Consider the following 17,098-nt stretch of genomic DNA (forward strand, 5'->3'; position numbering starts at 1 on the left):
GAATTATGACTGACACATACCCTTTGGGTGACAAGTACGATATGCCGGACGCCAGGGGGCATTTTGGTCCTTATGGCGGCATCTTTGTAGCCGAGACGCTGATGCCGGCGATTACCGAACTCAACGCAGCCTACCAGCGTTATATCGACGATCCGGATTTCATTGCCGAACTGGACGCGGATCTGCGCGATTATGTCGGCCGGCCGTCGCCGTTGTACCACGCTCAACGCTGGAGCGATCACCTGGGCGGCGCGCAAATTTATCTGAAGCGGGAAGACCTGAATCACACCGGCGCCCATAAAGTGAACAACACCGTCGGTCAGGCCTTGTTGGCCAAACGGATGGGCAAGACCCGCATCATCGCCGAAACCGGCGCCGGCCAGCACGGCGTTGCCACCGCAACCGTCGCGGCGCGGCTGGGATTGGAATGCGTGGTTTACATGGGTGCGGTCGATGTCGCCCGCCAGGCGTTAAATGTCTACCGGATGAAACTGTTGGGCGCCACCGTGGTGCCGGTCGAATCCGGCTCCAAAACCCTGAAGGACGCGTTGAACGAAGCGCTACGCGATTGGGTGACCAATATCGACAACACCTTTTATATCATCGGCACCGTAGCCGGTCCGCATCCTTATCCGGCGATGGTGCGCGATTTCCAAGCGGTGATCGGCCGCGAAGCCCGCCAACAATGCTTGGACCAAGCCGGCAAATTGCCGGATGCGTTGGTCGCCTGCGTCGGTGGCGGTTCCAATGCCATTGGCCTGTTTTATCCGTTCATCAACGATGCCGGCGTCAAAATGTACGGTGTCGAAGCGGCCGGCGACGGCATCGCCAGCGGCCGCCATTCCGCGCCGCTGTCCGCCGGCCGCCCCGGTGTACTCCACGGCAACCGCACCTATCTGATGGCGGACGACGACGGCGAAATCATCGAAACCCATTCCATTTCCGCCGGTCTGGATTATCCCGGCGTCGGTCCGGAACATGCCTGGCTGAAAGACATCGGCCGGGCCGAGTACCCCAATATCACCGACGACGAGGCCTTGCAGGGCTTCCACGCGCTGACCAAGATGGAAGGCATCATTCCGGCGCTGGAATCCAGCCATGCTATGGCCTACACGATGAAATTGGCGCCGACGATGCGCAAAGATCAAGTCATTGTCGTTAACCTGTCCGGCCGCGGCGACAAGGACATGCACACCATCATGCAACGCGAGGGGATCAGCCTATGAGCCGTCTAGCCGCCAAATTCGCCGAATTGAAAGCTTCCGGGCGCAAGGCTTTGATTCCGTTCATTACCGCCGGCGACCCGTATCCGGAATTCACCGTGCCGATGCTGCACGAAATGGTCAAGGCCGGTGCCGACGTGATCGAACTGGGCGTGCCGTTTTCCGATCCGATGGCCGACGGTCCGGTGATTCAACGCGCCAGCGAGCGCGCCTTGGCCCACCATGTCGGGCTGCGCAAAGTGCTGACGATGGCGATGGAATTTCGCAAAACCGATCAAACTACGCCGCTGGTGTTGATGGGTTACCTGAACCCGATCGAAATCATGGGCTACGAAGGTTTTGCCAATGCGGTACAGCGTGCCGACGTCGACGGGGTGTTGACGGTCGATTTACCGCCGGAAGAATCGGAGGATTGCGTCAAATTGCTGCGCGAGCGCGGCATCGACCAGATCTTTCTGTTGGCGCCGAATACCACGCCGGATCGGATCCGCAAAATGCACGAGGTCGGCAGTGGTTACCTTTATTATGTGTCTTTGAAAGGCGTCACCGGTGCCGGTCATTTGGATACGGCCGACGTCGAAGACAAGTTGCAAATGATCAAGGCCAATACCGATTTGCCGGTCGGCGTCGGTTTCGGCGTCAAGGATGCCGATACGGCGCGGACGATTGCCGCTATTGCCGACGGCGTCGTGGTAGGCAGCGCGCTGATTAGTAAGGTTGAAGCCAATCTCGACGATCCCGAGCAGGCCAAACGCGAAATTATCGAATTGTTAAAGTCCATGCGCCAAGCAATGGACCACTGAGCTACATAGCGGAGAACACCCCGAATGAGTTGGTTTGAGAAATTGGTTCCCTCTGCAATACGAACCGAATCGTCGCAAAAACGCACCACGGTCCCGGAAGGCTTGTGGAACAAGTGTCCGCGTTGCGACGCGATACTGTTCAATGCCGAACTGGAAAAAAACTTCAGCGTGTGCCCCAAGTGCGAACACCATTTGCGGATTTCCGCACGCAAGCGGCTGAATATGTTTCTGGACGAAGACAATCGCCAGGAAATCGGTGCCGGTCTGAAACCGGCCGATCCGCTGAAATTCAAGGACAGCAAGCGGTACAAGGACCGGATCAGTCAGGCGCAAAAACAAAGCAACGAAAACGACGCCCTGGTGGTGATGAAGGGCACTTTGAAAGGCTATCCGATTGTGGCGGCGGCCTTCGATTTCGGCTTTATGGGCGGCTCGATGGGCTCGGTAGTGGGCGAGCGTTTCGTGCGCGGCGTCAACGAAAGCCTGCGTAGCGGCGCCCCGTTCATTGTCTTCACCGCCAGCGGCGGCGCCAGGATGCAGGAGTCATTGTTTTCGTTGTTTCAGATGACCAAAACCAGCGCAGCCCTAACCAAACTGGCTGAGGCCGGCATTCCTTATATCTCCTTTATGACGGACCCGACAATGGGCGGGGTATCGGCCAGTTTGGCGATGTTGGGCGACATCAATGTGGCCGAGCCCGACGCGTTGATCGGATTCGCCGGGCCGCGCGTGATCGAACAGACGGTGCGGGAAAAGTTGCCGGAAGGTTTTCAGCGTAGCGAGTTTTTGCAGGAGCACGGCGCGATCGATATGATCATTGATCGCCGGGAGATGCGCGATAAAATAGCCAGCATTCTGGCGATTTTACGCGAAGCCGCAACCGCCGCTGCGGCAACGAGCGAAACGGCCGATTCGAATCCAGGCTTAGTCAGCGAAACCTTGCCGATAACAGACTAAAACCGGTCGAAATGGCGCGTTTCGATTCACTGCAAGCTTGGCTGGCCTGGCAGGAACAATTACATCCGCGCTCGATCGATTTAGGCTTGGCACGAGTTGCCGGCGTATACCGGCAGCTCAATCCGACCCGGCGTAAACCCTTGACCGTCACGGTCGGCGGCACCAACGGCAAGGGCTCCTGCGTGGCATATCTGGAAGCAATCTACCGAGCGCAGGGCTATAAAGTCGGTGCCTACACATCGCCCCACATCCTGCGCTACAACGAACGGATCCGTATAGACGGCCGTGCAGTTGACGATGCCGACATCTGCCGGGTATTTTCCCGAATCGATATGGCCCGCGGCGAAACCAGTCTGAGCTATTTCGAATTTGGCACACTGGCGGCCTTGTGTTTGTTCGCCGAAGCCGATCTGGATGTACAGTTATTGGAAGTGGGTTTGGGCGGCAGGCTGGATGCGGTTAACATCGTCGATCCGGATGTTGCTCTGGTGACCACCATCGCCTTGGACCATGTCGATTGGTTGGGCAATACCGTCGAAGCGATAGGCCGGGAAAAAGCCGGCATTTTTCGGCAATCGGTGCCAGCCGTGATTGGCGATGCCGCGGCACCGGCTTCGTTACGGCAGGTGGCCGAGCAGATCGGTGCCGAGGTTTACCAATTGGACGAAGCCTTTGCTTACCAAAAATACGGTGAAACCTGGGCTTGGCGTGCAGGCGATCGAGTCTACGCCGGTTTGTCGGCTCCGGCTTTTAAAGGTGAACACCAATACCGGAATGCGGCGGCGGTGCTGATGGCGGTTTCGGCGTTGCAGGAGAACTTGCCGGTGGACGAGGCGGCGATCCGTGCCGGTTTGAACGCGGCCAAACTGCAGGGTCGGTTTCAGTTGATTCCGGGGACGCCGCAGGTGTTGCTGGATGTCGGCCACAATCCGCAAGCGGTCGGTACCTTGATCGATTACCTGAGCGACTATTTTCCCGAAACCAGAATTCATGCCGTATTTGCCATGATGCGCGATAAAGACATCGGCAGCGTGTTGAAAATGATGCGGGCTAGGGTGGCCAAGTGGTATCTGGCTCCGCTCGACAATCCGCGCGCCGCCACGCCCGAATTGATCGAATCCCATTTCCGCCAGTTGCAGATGGCGAACTTCGAAAACGGCTTCGCCGATTTTTCGGCCGCATTTGAAGCGGCGCGGGCCGCGGCCGGACCGGACGAGCTGGTTCTGGTGTTCGGCTCGTTTTTTCTGGTATCCGAATATTTGGCTAAATTTTCCTAGAGGGGATCGTAATGGATCAAGAATTGAAACAGCGATTGATTGGGGCGGCGGTGATCACTGCATTGGCCGCGATTTTCGTACCGATGTTGTTCGACGACCCGATCGACGAAACCGGCAAAAATATCAGCGAACTGAAAATTCCCGAGCTGCCTGCCAAGACCCAGGATGTGGAAATCATGCCGCTTCCGGAAAAAACGGAAGATGTCGCTGAAGTGCCGGCTCCGGCCAGTACCGGAAAGCCCGTACCCAAGTTCGTTGAGGAAGGCGAAGCCGAGGCCGAATTCGAGGCGCCGAAACCGCAACTGAAACTAGGCGCGCGGGATACCGCGCCGATAACGCCGGCCGCGCCGCCGCCGCGGGCATTAGCGCCTGTCGAAGAAGAACCGGCTGAGGCTGAAGATTTGCCGATAGCGCCAAAAACCACAAAACCTGTCGCCCCGGTTCAACCGTTGCCAGGGGTTGCACCGGTGCCGAAACCTTTGAAGCCTCTGGCAAAACCAGCCGAAGCGAAACCGGAACTGCAAACGCAGGCGACGGTAGCGCCGCCAGCGATCAAGCCCGCCGCTCCGGCCGAGGAAACCAATCGCTGGTATTTGCAGGTCGGTACCTTCAGTCAAAGAGCCAACGCCGCCAGTTTGCAAGAGAGTTTGAAGCAGCAGGGTTTTGCCGCGACGGTCAAAGAAGCCGCCGGCGATAAAGGCACGGTATTTAAAGTTCGGATCGGGCCCATCGTCGACAAAGCCAAAGCCCAGGCCGTCAAAGCCAAGTTGGCGCAGATCAACGTCAACAGCTTTGTCTCCGCCGACGAGTAAATTTTGCGGACGGATCGATAGATTTCTGAACGATGCCGGACTTGGTTGCTTGGGACAAGCTGCTGTGGGTTGATTACACCATTATCGCCATCATATCGATGTCGGCGGTGATGGGTTTGGTGCGCGGTTTTATCAAGGAAGCTTTCGCGTTGGTGCTGTGGATTGCGGCGGTGTGGGTGGCGACCCATTACAGCCGGGAGCTTGCGGTGTTGCTGCAAACCACGATCAGCTATCCGTCGGCCCGCATCGCCGCGAGTTTCGGCTTGCTGTTTTTTGCGACTTTAATATTGGGCAGCCTGATCAGTTTTCTGTTGAGCCAATTGATCGAAAAAACCGGCTTGAGCGGCAGCGACCGCCTGCTCGGCATGTTGTTCGGCATTGCCCGCGGGGCCGTGCTGGTTTCCATTCTGGTGATTCTGGCCGGGGTCACACCATTGCCGGAAGATCCGTGGTGGAAACAATCCGTTCTCATTCCTCCGTTTCAAGCCTTGGCGGTCTGGTTGAAAACCCAGATGCCGGCGGGCTTGGCGGATTACATTCATTATCGATAATCCGGATCAGCTATGTGTGGTATTGCCGCTATTGTTTCCAATCAAAGTGTTAACCAGGACCTGTACGATGCGCTGACGGTGTTGCAGCACCGCGGCCAGGATGCTGCCGGTATAGTCACCTGCGAAGGCGGCCGTTTGCATCTGCGCAAAGACAACGGTTTGGCCAGAGACGTGTTTTCAACCGAACAAATGATGAAGTTGAAAGGCAACATGGGCATTGCGCACGTGCGTTATCCGACCGCCGGTTGCACCAGTTCGGCCGAGGCGCAACCGTTTTACGTCAATTCGCCGTTCGGCCTGACCCTGGCCCACAACGGCAATCTGACCAATACCGAAGAACTGAAGCGCCAAGTGTTCGTCGACGACCAGCGCCATATCAATACCGATTCCGATTCGGAAGTGTTACTGAATGTGTTCGCTCACGAATTGCAGCAGTTCGGCAAATTGCGCTTGACGGTAGAGGATGTGTTTCAAGCCGTTAGCGCCGTGCATAAACGTTGCCGCGGCGCTTATGCGGTGGTGGTGATGATTGCCGGCTTCGGCGTATTGGGTTTTCGCGATCCGCACGGCATCAGACCGATCGTGTTCGGCGAACGCAAAACCGAGGATGGCGTCGATTACATGATTGCCTCGGAGAGCGTCGCACTGGATGTGTTGGATTTTCGTCTGATCCGCGATTTGGCACCGGGCGAAGCCGTGTTCATCGAGGCTTCCGGCACATTGCATACCCGCCAGTGCGCCGAGGTCACCGATCATTGCCCGTGTATCTTCGAATATGTCTATTTCGCTCGGCCGGATTCGATCATCGACAACATTTCGGTTTATAAGGCAAGGATGCGGATGGGCAAAAAATTGGCGTTAAAAATTCTGCGCGAATGGCCGGACCACGATATCGACGTGGTGATTCCGATTCCGGACACCAGTCGTACCGCCGCTTCGCAAATCGCCCATGACTTGGGTGTGAAGTTTCGCGAAGGCTTTATGAAAAATCGTTACATCGGCCGCACCTTCATCATGCCCGGCCAGAAGCTGCGCAAAAAGTCGGTAAAACAAAAGCTGAACGCGATTTCGTTGGAATTCGACGGTAAAAACGTGTTGTTGGTGGACGACTCCATTGTGCGCGGCACCACCTCGGAGCAGATTATTCAGATGGCGCGGGACGCCGGTGCCAAAAAGGTGTATTTTGCCTCCGCGGCGCCGCCGGTGCGTTATCCGAACGTCTACGGCATCGATATGCCGGCCGCGCATGAGTTGATTGCCCACGACCGAAGTGAAGCCGAGGTGTGCAAAGCTCTGGGTGCCGATAAACTGATTTACCAGGATCTCGACGATTTGATCGAAGCGGTAGGTCGCGGTAATCCTAGGATCAAACATTTCGATACCTCTTGCTTCAGCCACGATTATGTCACTGGCGACATAGACGACGCCTACTTGGCGAGAATCGAAGCCTTGCGCAACGACCACGCCCAGGAGCAACGCAACAGCAGCAGTTTTATCATCGAAATGCAGGTGGCGAAATAATATGAGTCAACCGGATTGGCAGGATTTTGCCGCAGAAACCCAAGCCATACGCGCCGGCCAGCATCGGACTCACGAGGCTGAGCACAGCATGCCGATTTTTGCGACCTCCAGCTATGTGTTCGGCTCGGCCGAGGAAGCGTCGCTCAAATTCACCGGCCAGTTGCCCGGCAACATTTATTCGCGCTTTACCAACCCGACAGTCGCGGCCTTCCAGGAGCGTCTGGCGCTAATGGAAAAAGGCGAGCGCTGTCTGGCGTTTGCGTCAGGAATGGCGGCGATCATGGCGGTAGGGATGGCTTTATTGAAGGCCGGCGACCATGTGGTGTGTTCGCGTAGCGTATTCGGTAACACGGTTCTGGCTTTTCAAAATTATTTCGGCAAATTCGGGGTCGAGACCGATTTCGTCAGTTTGACCGATCCTGCCGCTTGGGAAGCGGCCATCAAGCCCAATACCCGGTTTCTGTTTCTGGAAACGCCGTCGAATCCGCTGATCGAAATTGCCGATATCCGGGCTTTGGCCGATATCGCCCATCGCCACGGTTGTCTGTTGGTGGTGGACAACGTGTTTTGCACGCCGATTTTGCAGCAGCCGCTGGCGTTGGGCGCAGATATCGTGGTGCATTCGACGACCAAGTATATTGACGGTCAGGGACGCTGCGTTGGCGGCGCGGTGGTCGCCAACAACGAGATCATCGAAAAGCAGGTCTACCCCTACCTGCGTACCGGCGGCGCGACGCTGAGTCCGTTCAACGCCTGGGTGTTTTTGGGCGGTTTGGAAACGCTGGCGATTCGGATGAAAGCGCATTGCGACAGCGCCTTTGCCCTGGCCCAATGGCTGGAACAACAGGACGCCGTCGCCAAGGTGCATTATCCGGGGTTGGCGTCTCACGCCCAGCACGAACTGGCCAAGCGTCAGCAAAGCCATTTCGGCGCGGTAGTCAGTTTCGAACTAAAGGGCGGCAAGGCAGAAGCCTGGCGTTTGATCGATGCGACGCGGATGCTGTCGATAACGGCCAATCTGGGCGACGTCAAAACCACAATTACGCATCCGGCCACGACCACTCACGGCCGGCTATCGCCGGAGGCCCGCGCCGAAGCGGGAATTAAGGACAGTTTGGTGCGGATCTCGGTCGGTCTGGAAAATCTCGACGACATCAAGGCCGATTTGGCGGTCGGTTTGGGTTTGGTCTGAAACACGGGGCCGGGCGGGCGAACGTTGAGCCAAAAATAAGCTATCTTTGTCGGACATTCCCTAGAGATTTCGAGCATGTTTCAGGATAGAAAAGAATACCGAAAAAACTTTAATGCCGAAGGTAGGCTGTACGTGGGCGGCGAGACGCTGCAGATCAATTGCTACGATGTTTCGCTGAACGGCGCGATGCTTGAGGTTGCTCCTGGCGATTTGTTGACGACTATTCGGGATTTCGAAGTTCTGTTGGAACAAAGCCGGCGGGCGGAAATTTTTGTCGCCGAGTTGCAGTTGGCCGGTGAGGTTGACATTGTCTGGGTCAAGCGCGATCGCAACCGGATCATGATGGGTCTGGAGTTTCGCGACGTAGTACACAACGCCCAAAAACTGTGGCGCAAGCGCCGCGGATACCGCAAGGCCGAACATTTTAAGGCGGAGTTATTCGTCGACAAGGAACGTTTTTTGGTGGAAGGGCTAGACCGCTCGGTGGAAGGCATGTGTCTGAAACTGGCCGGCAATTCGCCAGCCATCAAAATCAACGCTCCGGTCAAAGTGCAGTGCCCAGAGTTGGGCTTGAGCGCGTTGGGCAAAATCGTCTGGTACGACAGTAACGAAATCAGCACCCGCATCGGCCTGCAGTTAGTCACTATCCGCTAAAATGCTCGGCCCGAACAGGGCTCGCTTTAGTTTCAATCCCGCAGTAGCGGATCCAGCTCCTGATTTCTGTCCAGCGCTTGCAAGTCGTCAAATCCGCCGATGTGGCGATTGCCGATGAATATCTGCGGCACCGTGCGGCGTTGGGTTTTCTCGATCATCTGCTCTCTCAAGCCCGGCTCGGCATCGACGTTGATTTCGGTGTAACCGGCTCCTTTACGCTCCAGCAAGCGTTTCGCCATCGTGCAATAAGGGCAAATTTTGGTGGTGTAGATGATGATTTCCGGCATGATAAAAATTAATAAATGCTAATAAAGCTGGCATTCTAGCGGCCCGGCCGGTTTTGCTCAAGCGCTAAGGCCATGGCCAGCCGAGCAATCAATAACTCTGCTGCTTGCTGCAGGGAGCCGCCGTAGGCGACGACGCCGTCCAGGTGTCCGAGCATGGCAAATATGCCGTGGTCGACGCTCCCAGAATTCCGCAATAGGGTTGCCACGGCGTCGGCCATCTCCGCGGTACCGTAGGGTACCTGTGCGGCGGTATGCGCCAGCTGCAAATTTGCGGTATTGTGCCAAATTTCCGGGCAATGCACGTGGATGACGGCCTGCACCCGCGGCAACAGCTGGTAGATCACCGCGTGAGTCAAAGCTTCCGAAGAGGGTTGGGCCGGGCCTAAGGACTGCAGCCGATTCTGCTGTGGCGACGCCGCCATGACCCAGGCGTAATGTTCCGGGCCGAGCTGGGGCAGATCGCCGGTCTGGGTGGCGGATACCAAAAAGCCGTTCTCGCCGGGAACCCGACGGCTACTGATGTTGCCGAAACCGAGGCCATCGTATTTGCCGGCGATGCGACCTATCAAACCGAGGCGATACATGATGTTGCGCCAAGCATTGATCGCGCGCAGATCGGTGTCTGCGGGCAGTGCTTGGTATTGGTGGTCGAGACGGTATTTGATCACGCCTTCGCGATCGTTAAGCATAGGAACTCCAGCCGGCTATTTTGTTTTACGCTGATTACACTAACTCATGAACTTGAATTTTTTGCTGCATAGCCTGTTTTTTTTATTGATGTTGTTGGCGGGCGATGCCTTTTCGGCCGCAGCTGCGCCGGCTACGGCCATCAAAGCCGTGACCCGGGCCGATATTCAGCAGCGGGTGCAATCGATCAAGGACAAGCAAAATCTGGCCGAAGAGATCAAGAACCGGATTTTGGCCGCCTACCGTGAAAGCGACGACAATTTGAGCGAGGCCGAAGCTCAGGATGCCCAAGCCGATTCCTTCAAGCAGGCGTTGAGTTTGTATCCGGTCGTTGCCAAACAAATCGCCGGCCAGATTGCCGAAGCGGAAAACAACTTAAAAAATCGCAAAGCGGAAAAGTTGGCGCTATTTCCGACCGACGAACTGGAGCAGCGCTTAATTATCGAAAAGACCCGTCTCAGCGATCTGGATGCCGAAATCAGCCGGATCGAAGCGCAAATCGGCGAACTAAATAGCCGGCCGCAACTGATTCGGGAAAAAATTGCCGAAATCAAAAACAAGCAGGCATCCAGTTTACAGGAGCAACAAAGTTTGGTCGCGCGCGCCGCCGACAGTCTCTACGAGCGCGAAGCCCGCCAAATCCAACTGGATACCCGGATTCGCCTGTTGAACAGCAGTTTGAAAACGCTGGAGCTGGAAAACATCAGCAGCCCGCTCCGGTTGCAGGTCGAAAAGGACCGGATGCATCTGGCGTCGTTGCAACGGGAGTTGGAAGCTCTGACCATTGCCGATCTGGATAATTTTTTATTGGATCGGCGCCAGCAGCAAATTGACAAGGAGCAGGCCGAATTGGCGCAGGCGGAGAAAGAAGCGGAAAGCAAGCATCCGCTGATTAGAGCTGCAACCAAGCAGAACATGCAATACAACCGCAAGCTGCAGGACATTAACAAAAACATGGAGCAGTACCTGCTGCAAAAAACCGAGATCGATACCCGCGGCAAACAACTGGAAAAAGACTTTCAAAGCGCCGAGCAAAAAATCAATCTCGCCGGTTTGAGTCCGGCCTTGGGCAACCTGCTGCGCGAACAGCGTCGTAACGTGCCGCAGCGAAAGCAGTTTGCCCATTTGAACGACGATATCCAGGCGCAAATTGCGCTGGCGAGTTTGGAAATGTTCAAACTGGATGAGGCGAAGAAAGAGTTGGCCGATGTCAATCAAGTGTTACTGGATCAAATCGGCCAATTGCCGGCGGAGACGGACGACGCGGAGAAATTGCGGATTCGTACCGAATTGCGCATGTTGTTGAACGACCGCAAAGATCTGGTGATGCGGCTGGCCGCCAGTTATAACGACTACGGCCGCTTACTCGGCGACGTCGATTTCAGTTTGCAACAAATGCTGGGCGTGGCCGACAAATTCAGTGCCTATCTCGACCAGCGCTTGCTGTGGGTGCCCAGCGCGCCGGTGATCGACAAGCATTATTTGAAGGATATTATCTCGTCGTTGACCTGGTTTCTGAATCCGGGCAATTGGCTGCGGGTGGCCGCCGATTTTGCCGAGAGCATCGCGAATTATCCGATGTTAGCGCTGGTCGGTTTGGGGATAGTGGTCCTGCATTGGCGTTTTCGCTTGAATCTTAAACTCAAGCTGGGGCGCTTGCTGGTCAAAAATCCGATAGGCCATAGTTTCGGCGAGATTCTATCCGGCATGGGATATTTGATGCTGTTGTCTTTATACGGCGGATTATTAATGGCCTGGATCGGCGGCGTATTGTTATTGAACGCCCGCGCCGATTTTTTCAGCCACGCCTTCGCCGAGGGGATGGTCGTTACAGCCGTATCGTTGTTTGTCGTACAATTTTTCTTTCGCCTGTTCAAACCCGGCGGTATCGCCGAAACCCTTTTCCATTGGCCGGAGCATGCCACCAGTCTGCTTTACGGCCAAATGAAATGGGCCCGGTTTTTGTTGCTGCCAGCCGTATTCATTATGTCGATGACCGGGAGCGACTTGTTTTCCGAACACAGCTATGCCTTGGGGCGTAGCGCGCTGATTGCGATGATGCTGACCTTCAGCTACGTCTTTCACCGTTTGACGCAGCCGCAAACCGGACTGGGTCGCTATTTTTACCAACACTCGGAAGGTTGGGTCAGTCGGTTGCGTTACGTCTGGTATGCGATTGCGGTACTGACGCCGCTGGCGATTATCGGCTTCGCGGTGGCTGGCTATTTCCAAAGTGCGTTGGAGTTGGAACAAAAGCTGATCGACAGTCTGCGATTGGTGTTTTTCGTCTCCTTGTTCCAGGCCTTGGTGTTACGTTGGTTGCGAAATACCGAGCGGCGCCTGGCGCTGCAAAATGCCCGCCAAAAGCGCAAACAGACCGAACAGGCGGCAGCCGCGACCGGCGCCGAGCCGGCGATTCCGTTGGAAGATGAATTGTTGGACATCTCCAAAATCAACCAGCAGGGCCATAAATTTTTGACCACGATAACCGGCGTGTTGCTCGTGGTTGGTGCCTGGCTGATCTGGAGCGATATCCTGCCGGCATTTTCGGTATTCGACCAAATCGTGTTGTGGCAGCACGCCCAAATCGTCGAGGGCAAGGAGGCACTGCAGCCGATCACGTTGATCAATCTCCTGCTGTGTTTGCTGTATATCGGACTGGCGTTTTTGTTCGTCGGCAATTTTCCAACCTTGGTCGACTTGGCTACGGCCGGTAAATTCGCCATGACCGCCGGCGGCCGTTACGCCCTGATTCAGTTGGTGCGTTACAGTTTGGTTTCGATTGCCTTTTTGGCTGTCGCCAACGAGCTTGGCGGCAGCTGGTCGCAAGTGCAATGGTTGGTGGCGGCGCTCAGCGTGGGTTTGGGTTTCGGTTTGCAGGAGATCTTCGCCAATATGGTGTCGGGTATTATCCTGTTGTTCGAACGGCCAATTCGGGTCGGCGATACCGTTACCGTGGGCGACGTTACCGGCCGGGTCAGCCGGATTCAAATGCGGGCCACCCACATCGTCGATTGGGACCGCAAGGAGTTGGTGGTGCCGAATAAGACCTTCATTACCGACCAGCTGATCAACTGGACCTTGTCCGATACCGTAACCCGGGTGGTGGTACCGGTCAGCGTATCCTACGGCTCCGATATCGAGTTGGTGGAACAGATCCTGAGCGAAGCGGTAAAAAACACCGAACAAGTTCTGGCCGATCCGGAACCGGTGATCAGTTTCGTCGGTTTCGGCGAAAGCGCATTGGAATTCAAAGTCAATGTGTTCGTGCGCGAGCTGAGCGACCGGGCCGTCGCTACCCACAAATTGCATATTCAGATCTACGAAGCGTTACAGGCCCACCATATCGAAATCCCGTATCCGCAACGCGACGTGCATATCCGGTCGGTCGCGAAAGGCGTGTTGAACGAGGGCGGTGCCAGCTATTAGCCGATTTCAATATCACTGGGTTCTGTAATAAAATGCACCCCTTTAAACCCAGTTTCGATTTTTAACATGCGTTGTCCGTTTTGCGCTGCACAAGACACGCGGGTGATCGACACCCGTCTGGCCGACGACGGCGACCAAGTCAAGCGTCGGCGGGAGTGCGTGGCCTGCAAAGAGCGTTTTACCACGTTCGAAGTGGTCGAATTGACCCTGCCGCGGATTATCAAACGTAGCGGCGCCCGGCAAAGTTTCGACGAACAAAAACTGCGGGCGGGCATGCAACGGGCGCTGGAAAAACGGCCGGTGCAGGTCGATGCCGTCGAAGCCGCGTTGAGCCGGATCAAAAAGGCGCTGACGGCTAAGGGTGAGCGGGAAATCCCGGCGCGCGAGCTGGGCGAGATGGTGATGAACGAACTGAAAGCGCTGGATCACGTGGCTTTCGTGCGTTTCGCCTCGGTTTACCGCAGTTTCCAGGATGTGTCCGATTTCACCGCTGTGATCGAAAATCTGCAGAAGCATGACGCCTAGCCAAGACGCCGCCTTTATGGCACGGGCTTTGAAACTGGCGCAAAACGGCCTTTACACGACCGATCCCAATCCCCACGTCGGTTGCGTCTTGGTCAAACATGGCGAAATCATTGCCGAGGGTTGGACCCAGCGCGCCGGTTACGCTCATGCCGAAGTCGACGCGTTGAGTCGGGCCGGTGACGCCCGCGGCGCCACGGCCTACGTCACGCTGGAACCTTGCAGTCATCAAGGCAAGACCGGGCCCTGCACCGAGGCATTGATTGCAGCAGGTGTGACACGGGTGGTCGCCGCGATGCAAGATCCGAATCCGCTGGTATCCGGCCGTGGCTTGCAGCAGCTTGCTGCGGCCGGGGTCGAAGCGGTTTGCGGTGTGTTGCAAAGCGAAGCGGAAAATTTGAACCGCGGCTTTTTCAAACGGATGAGCCAAGGTTTGCCATGGATTCGCAGCAAGTTGGCCATGAGTCTGGACGGGCGCACAGCGATGGCCGGCGGAGAAAGCCAGTGGATCACCTCTCCGCTGTCGCGGCAGGATGTCCAACGTTGGCGAGCCGCCAGCAGCGCGGTTTTGACCGGAATCGACACGGTGTTGGCAGACGATCCTTCATTGAGCGCGCGAGTCGATTTCGATGTGGTCCAGCCTGTGAAAGTGGTGCTGGACAGCCATTTGCGCATGCCGCTCGCTGCGCGGATGTTGCAGGATTCTGCGGAAGTCTGGATCGTCACTTCCAGCAGCGATTCGGTAAAACGACAGCGTCTGCTGGATGCCGGCTACAAGGTGTTTCAGGTCGATGCGACAGCCGGAGGAACCGATTTGCACCAGGTCTGCAGATTGCTGGCAGAGCGGCAGATCAACACGGTCTGGATCGAGGCTGGCGCGACCTTGAACGGCGCTTTGTTGAATAGCGGCCTGGTCGACGAGTGGTTGATTTATATGGCGCCATGCGTTTTGGGCGACAGCGGACGCGGCCTGTTCCGGATGCCGGAGTTGCAGCGCCTGCAAGATAAGAAAAAACTTACTTTGGCGGAAGTGCGGCAAGTAGGCCCGGATTTACGGTTGCTGTACCGCCCGCAAACAATTTCCGATTAGGGCTAGGCGTTATGAGGACTGTCATCATTTTTACGTTGTCATTGTTGTTGCCGGGCTGGGCGGGCGCCGAGGACGACGAATCGAAAAGCTCGAAAACCGTTAAAATCGAAGGCGGCAAATACGTCGGTGAAGAGCGCGATATCGAAATTTACGATTATCATAGCGGCGTCTACCAATCGGTAACCGTTTACCGTAAACCGCACAAAACCGAAAAAACTCAGGACTCCGCTGCGCAGCCGGCGGAACAGCCGCAAAAACGTTGACGGTCCAACATAACCCGAATCATCGAGCGAATATCATGTTTACCGGAATTGTTTTAGCCGTCGGCCAGATCGCGGCCGTTCAACCCAGGGGCGGAGATTGCCGCTTGAGTATCGAAACCGGCAAACTGTCGCTGCAAGACTGCGCGCTCGGCGACAGCATTGCTGTCAACGGCGTCTGTCTGACCGCGGTCGAATTGGCCGAGCATCGCTTCAGTGCCGACGTATCTAACGAGACCTTGTCGCGCACGACCTTAAGCCAGGCCAAACCGGGTATGCCGGTCAATCTGGAGTTGGCGCTGACTCCAAGCAGCCGGTTGGGCGGGCATATCGTCAGTGGCCATGTCGACGGTATCGGCCAAATACTGGAAAAACGCGCCGACGGCCGTTCCTGGCGCTTCAAGTTTAAAGCGCCGGACCCACTGGCCAAATACATCGCGGAAAAAGGTTCGATTTGCATCGACGGCATCAGCCTGACGGTCAACAGCGTCGACGGCGCCACCTTTGCCGTAAATATCGTGCCGCACACTTTGCAGGAAACCACGCTCGGCCAGGCCGAAGTAGGCGACCGGGTCAATCTGGAAGTCGATCTGTTGGCCCGCTATCTGGAACGCCTGATGCAAGGCGATGCTGCGGCCCGCGGCCGGGGGACCATTACCGAGGCGCTACTTTACGATGCAGGCTTTATCAAATGAACAGCATAGAAGAAATCATCGGCGATCTGCGCCAAGGCAAGATGGTCATCATCATGGACGATGAAGATCGCGAAAACGAAGGCGATTTGTTGATGGCGGCCGAATTCGTCCGCCCGGAAGACATCAATTTCATGGCTAAGTACGGTCGCGGCCTGATTTGTTTGACCTTGACCCGCGAACGTTGCCAGCAACTGCGGCTGCCGCTGATGGTCAACGACAACCGCACCCCCTATACCACCAATTTCACCGTGTCGATCGAGGCGGCCGCGGGCGTTACCACCGGCATTTCTGCGGCGGACCGGGCGTTGACGGTGCAAGCCGCCGTTGCCAAACAGGCTCAGCCCAGCGATTTGGTCCAGCCGGGCCATATTTTTCCGCTGATGGCGCAGGCCGGCGGCGTGCTGAACCGGGCCGGGCATACCGAAGCCGGTTGCGATCTGGCCCGCTTGGCCGGTGTCGAGCCGGCCGCGGTAATCGTTGAAATTCTGAACGACGACGGCTCTATGGCCCGCCGTCCCGACTTGGAGGCGTTCGCCGAACGCCATAATCTGAAAATCGGCACGATTGCCGATTTGATCCATTACCGGATCAAGCACGAGAACACGTTGGAACGCATCAGCGAATGCGCCTATCCGACCGAGTTCGGCGATTTTCGGTTATATGCCTACCAGGATTGTAACGACGACAACGTCCATCTGGCTTTGGTCATGGGCGATGTGGCCGGCGACGAGCCGGTTTTGGTGCGAGTGCATGCGCGTAACGTGATCGACGATTTGCTGTTCTCCAAACGCAGCGATTGCAGTCTGCCGGTGCGGGAAGCGCTGAAAAATATTGCCGAGGCCGGCCGCGGCGTGCTGGTGCTGATCCGGCAGAAAGAAAATAACAAGGATCTGGTCGAATTGATCCATAGCTACCAAATGCAGGACCACGGCGTCAAACACAGTCGCGATCTCAGCGCCGACGCCGATTGGCGCACCACCGGCGCCGGCTCGCGGATTTTGTCCGATCTGGGTGTGCGCCGGCTCAAGGTGATGGGCGCGCAAAAAAAATACATCGGCTTGTCCGGTTTCGATCTGGAAGTGGTCGAACATATCGATGCCGGCAATTGACCGCAACAACCTCAATCTCTCACTCATCA

17 protein-coding genes are annotated in these 17,098 nt (G+C 56.4%); 15 read left to right on the plus strand and 2 right to left on the minus strand.

The genetic code is table 11. From position 1 onward, the window contains the following. The first annotated feature begins 5 nt into the window (after positions 1–5). From trpB to PL263_RS04410, 9 genes are all read left to right on the plus strand, one after another. The gene (gene trpB, locus PL263_RS04370; RefSeq protein WP_278211845.1) at positions 6–1,226 is read left to right on the plus strand and encodes a tryptophan synthase subunit beta; all 1,221 of its coding nucleotides are present in this window, start codon (positions 6–8) and stop codon (positions 1,224–1,226) included. Beyond that, on the plus strand, positions 1,223–2,026 hold the full coding sequence (trpA, locus tag PL263_RS04375; RefSeq protein WP_140911195.1) for a tryptophan synthase subunit alpha: 804 nt from the start codon (positions 1,223–1,225) through the stop codon (positions 2,024–2,026). Before trpB ends, trpA begins: the two co-directional genes overlap by 4 nt. Before the next feature lie 24 nt (positions 2,027–2,050). Next, complete coding sequence (gene accD, locus PL263_RS04380) at positions 2,051–2,983, plus strand: acetyl-CoA carboxylase, carboxyltransferase subunit beta (protein WP_347568933.1); 933 nt, start codon at positions 2,051–2,053, stop codon at positions 2,981–2,983. Positions 2,984–2,994: 11 nt separating this feature from the next. Next, a complete protein-coding gene (folC, locus tag PL263_RS04385; RefSeq protein ID WP_278211846.1) occupies positions 2,995–4,260 on the plus strand; it encodes a bifunctional tetrahydrofolate synthase/dihydrofolate synthase in 1,266 nt (421 codons plus the stop codon). Between the two features lie 11 nt (positions 4,261–4,271). Further along, positions 4,272–5,072: an SPOR domain-containing protein gene (locus tag PL263_RS04390; protein WP_278211847.1), complete on the plus strand. Its 801-nt coding sequence runs from the start codon at positions 4,272–4,274 to the stop codon at positions 5,070–5,072. A 32-nt stretch (positions 5,073–5,104) separates the two neighbouring features. Then, the gene (locus PL263_RS04395; RefSeq protein ID WP_278211848.1) at positions 5,105–5,623 is read left to right on the plus strand and encodes a CvpA family protein; all 519 of its coding nucleotides are present in this window, start codon (positions 5,105–5,107) and stop codon (positions 5,621–5,623) included. A 12-nt stretch (positions 5,624–5,635) separates the two neighbouring features. Further along, positions 5,636–7,144: an amidophosphoribosyltransferase gene (gene purF / locus PL263_RS04400; RefSeq protein ID WP_278211849.1), complete on the plus strand. Its 1,509-nt coding sequence runs from the start codon at positions 5,636–5,638 to the stop codon at positions 7,142–7,144. A gap of 1 nt (position 7,145) precedes the next feature. Continuing rightward, complete coding sequence (locus tag PL263_RS04405) at positions 7,146–8,336, plus strand: O-succinylhomoserine sulfhydrylase (RefSeq protein WP_140911201.1); 1,191 nt, start codon at positions 7,146–7,148, stop codon at positions 8,334–8,336. A 75-nt stretch (positions 8,337–8,411) separates the two neighbouring features. Then, a complete protein-coding gene (locus PL263_RS04410) occupies positions 8,412–8,990 on the plus strand; it encodes a PilZ domain-containing protein (protein WP_140911202.1) in 579 nt (192 codons plus the stop codon). Positions 8,991–9,022: 32 nt separating this feature from the next. Here PL263_RS04410 and grxC read toward each other — a convergent pair whose 3' ends face one another. Next, a complete protein-coding gene (grxC, locus tag PL263_RS04415) occupies positions 9,023–9,277 on the minus strand; it encodes a glutaredoxin 3 (RefSeq protein WP_278211850.1) in 255 nt (84 codons plus the stop codon). A gap of 35 nt (positions 9,278–9,312) precedes the next feature. Next, a complete protein-coding gene (locus PL263_RS04420) occupies positions 9,313–9,966 on the minus strand; it encodes a class II aldolase/adducin family protein (protein WP_278211851.1) in 654 nt (217 codons plus the stop codon). 46 nt (positions 9,967–10,012) lie between these two features. Between PL263_RS04420 and PL263_RS04425 the strand changes: the two genes are divergently transcribed. The 6 genes from PL263_RS04425 (at position 10,013) to ribBA (ending at position 17,069) form a co-directional block, all read left to right on the plus strand. Beyond that, the gene (locus tag PL263_RS04425) at positions 10,013–13,393 is read left to right on the plus strand and encodes a mechanosensitive ion channel domain-containing protein (protein WP_278211852.1); all 3,381 of its coding nucleotides are present in this window, start codon (positions 10,013–10,015) and stop codon (positions 13,391–13,393) included. 66 nt (positions 13,394–13,459) lie between these two features. Further along, on the plus strand, positions 13,460–13,918 hold the full coding sequence (nrdR, locus tag PL263_RS04430) for a transcriptional regulator NrdR (protein WP_140911206.1): 459 nt from the start codon (positions 13,460–13,462) through the stop codon (positions 13,916–13,918). Then, positions 13,908–15,005, plus strand: coding sequence for a bifunctional diaminohydroxyphosphoribosylaminopyrimidine deaminase/5-amino-6-(5-phosphoribosylamino)uracil reductase RibD (gene ribD, locus PL263_RS04435; protein ID WP_278211853.1), 1,098 nt, complete (start codon positions 13,908–13,910; stop codon positions 15,003–15,005). The genes nrdR and ribD overlap by 11 nt, the downstream gene beginning before the upstream one ends. A gap of 11 nt (positions 15,006–15,016) precedes the next feature. Continuing rightward, entirely contained in the window at positions 15,017–15,268 is a 252-nt protein-coding gene (locus tag PL263_RS04440) for a hypothetical protein (protein WP_278211854.1), read from the plus strand. A 35-nt stretch (positions 15,269–15,303) separates the two neighbouring features. Beyond that, positions 15,304–15,960: a riboflavin synthase gene (locus tag PL263_RS04445; RefSeq protein WP_278211855.1), complete on the plus strand. Its 657-nt coding sequence runs from the start codon at positions 15,304–15,306 to the stop codon at positions 15,958–15,960. Further along, positions 15,957–17,069 carry a bifunctional 3,4-dihydroxy-2-butanone-4-phosphate synthase/GTP cyclohydrolase II gene (gene ribBA / locus PL263_RS04450; protein WP_278211856.1) on the plus strand — a complete coding sequence of 371 codons (1,113 nt, stop codon included), beginning with the start codon at positions 15,957–15,959 and terminating at the stop codon, positions 17,067–17,069. Before PL263_RS04445 ends, ribBA begins: the two co-directional genes overlap by 4 nt. Positions 17,070–17,098 lie beyond the last annotated feature (29 nt).

The organism is Methylomonas sp. EFPC3 (assembly GCF_029643245.1).
Taxonomy (GTDB): Bacteria; Pseudomonadota; Gammaproteobacteria; order Methylococcales; family Methylomonadaceae; genus Methylomonas; species Methylomonas koyamae_B.

What these genes read in the sequence shown, in the direction of transcription:
- trpB (WP_278211845.1), top strand. Translation starts at nt 6, where the DNA reads ATGACTGACACATACCCTTTGGGTGACAAGTACGATATGCCGGACGCC.
- trpA (WP_140911195.1), top strand. Translation starts at nt 1,223, where the DNA reads ATGAGCCGTCTAGCCGCCAAATTCGCCGAATTGAAAGCTTCCGGGCGC.
- accD (WP_347568933.1), top strand. Translation starts at nt 2,051, where the DNA reads ATGAGTTGGTTTGAGAAATTGGTTCCCTCTGCAATACGAACCGAATCG.
- folC (WP_278211846.1), top strand. Translation starts at nt 2,995, where the DNA reads ATGGCGCGTTTCGATTCACTGCAAGCTTGGCTGGCCTGGCAGGAACAA.
- PL263_RS04390 (WP_278211847.1), top strand. Translation starts at nt 4,272, where the DNA reads ATGGATCAAGAATTGAAACAGCGATTGATTGGGGCGGCGGTGATCACT.
- PL263_RS04395 (WP_278211848.1), top strand. Translation starts at nt 5,105, where the DNA reads ATGCCGGACTTGGTTGCTTGGGACAAGCTGCTGTGGGTTGATTACACC.
- purF (WP_278211849.1), top strand. Translation starts at nt 5,636, where the DNA reads ATGTGTGGTATTGCCGCTATTGTTTCCAATCAAAGTGTTAACCAGGAC.
- PL263_RS04405 (WP_140911201.1), top strand. Translation starts at nt 7,146, where the DNA reads ATGAGTCAACCGGATTGGCAGGATTTTGCCGCAGAAACCCAAGCCATA.
- PL263_RS04410 (WP_140911202.1), top strand. Translation starts at nt 8,412, where the DNA reads ATGTTTCAGGATAGAAAAGAATACCGAAAAAACTTTAATGCCGAAGGT.
- grxC (WP_278211850.1), bottom strand. Translation starts at nt 9,277, where the DNA reads ATGCCGGAAATCATCATCTACACCACCAAAATTTGCCCTTATTGCACG.
- PL263_RS04420 (WP_278211851.1), bottom strand. Translation starts at nt 9,966, where the DNA reads ATGCTTAACGATCGCGAAGGCGTGATCAAATACCGTCTCGACCACCAA.
- PL263_RS04425 (WP_278211852.1), top strand. Translation starts at nt 10,013, where the DNA reads ATGAACTTGAATTTTTTGCTGCATAGCCTGTTTTTTTTATTGATGTTG.
- nrdR (WP_140911206.1), top strand. Translation starts at nt 13,460, where the DNA reads ATGCGTTGTCCGTTTTGCGCTGCACAAGACACGCGGGTGATCGACACC.
- ribD (WP_278211853.1), top strand. Translation starts at nt 13,908, where the DNA reads ATGACGCCTAGCCAAGACGCCGCCTTTATGGCACGGGCTTTGAAACTG.
- PL263_RS04440 (WP_278211854.1), top strand. Translation starts at nt 15,017, where the DNA reads ATGAGGACTGTCATCATTTTTACGTTGTCATTGTTGTTGCCGGGCTGG.
- PL263_RS04445 (WP_278211855.1), top strand. Translation starts at nt 15,304, where the DNA reads ATGTTTACCGGAATTGTTTTAGCCGTCGGCCAGATCGCGGCCGTTCAA.
- ribBA (WP_278211856.1), top strand. Translation starts at nt 15,957, where the DNA reads ATGAACAGCATAGAAGAAATCATCGGCGATCTGCGCCAAGGCAAGATG.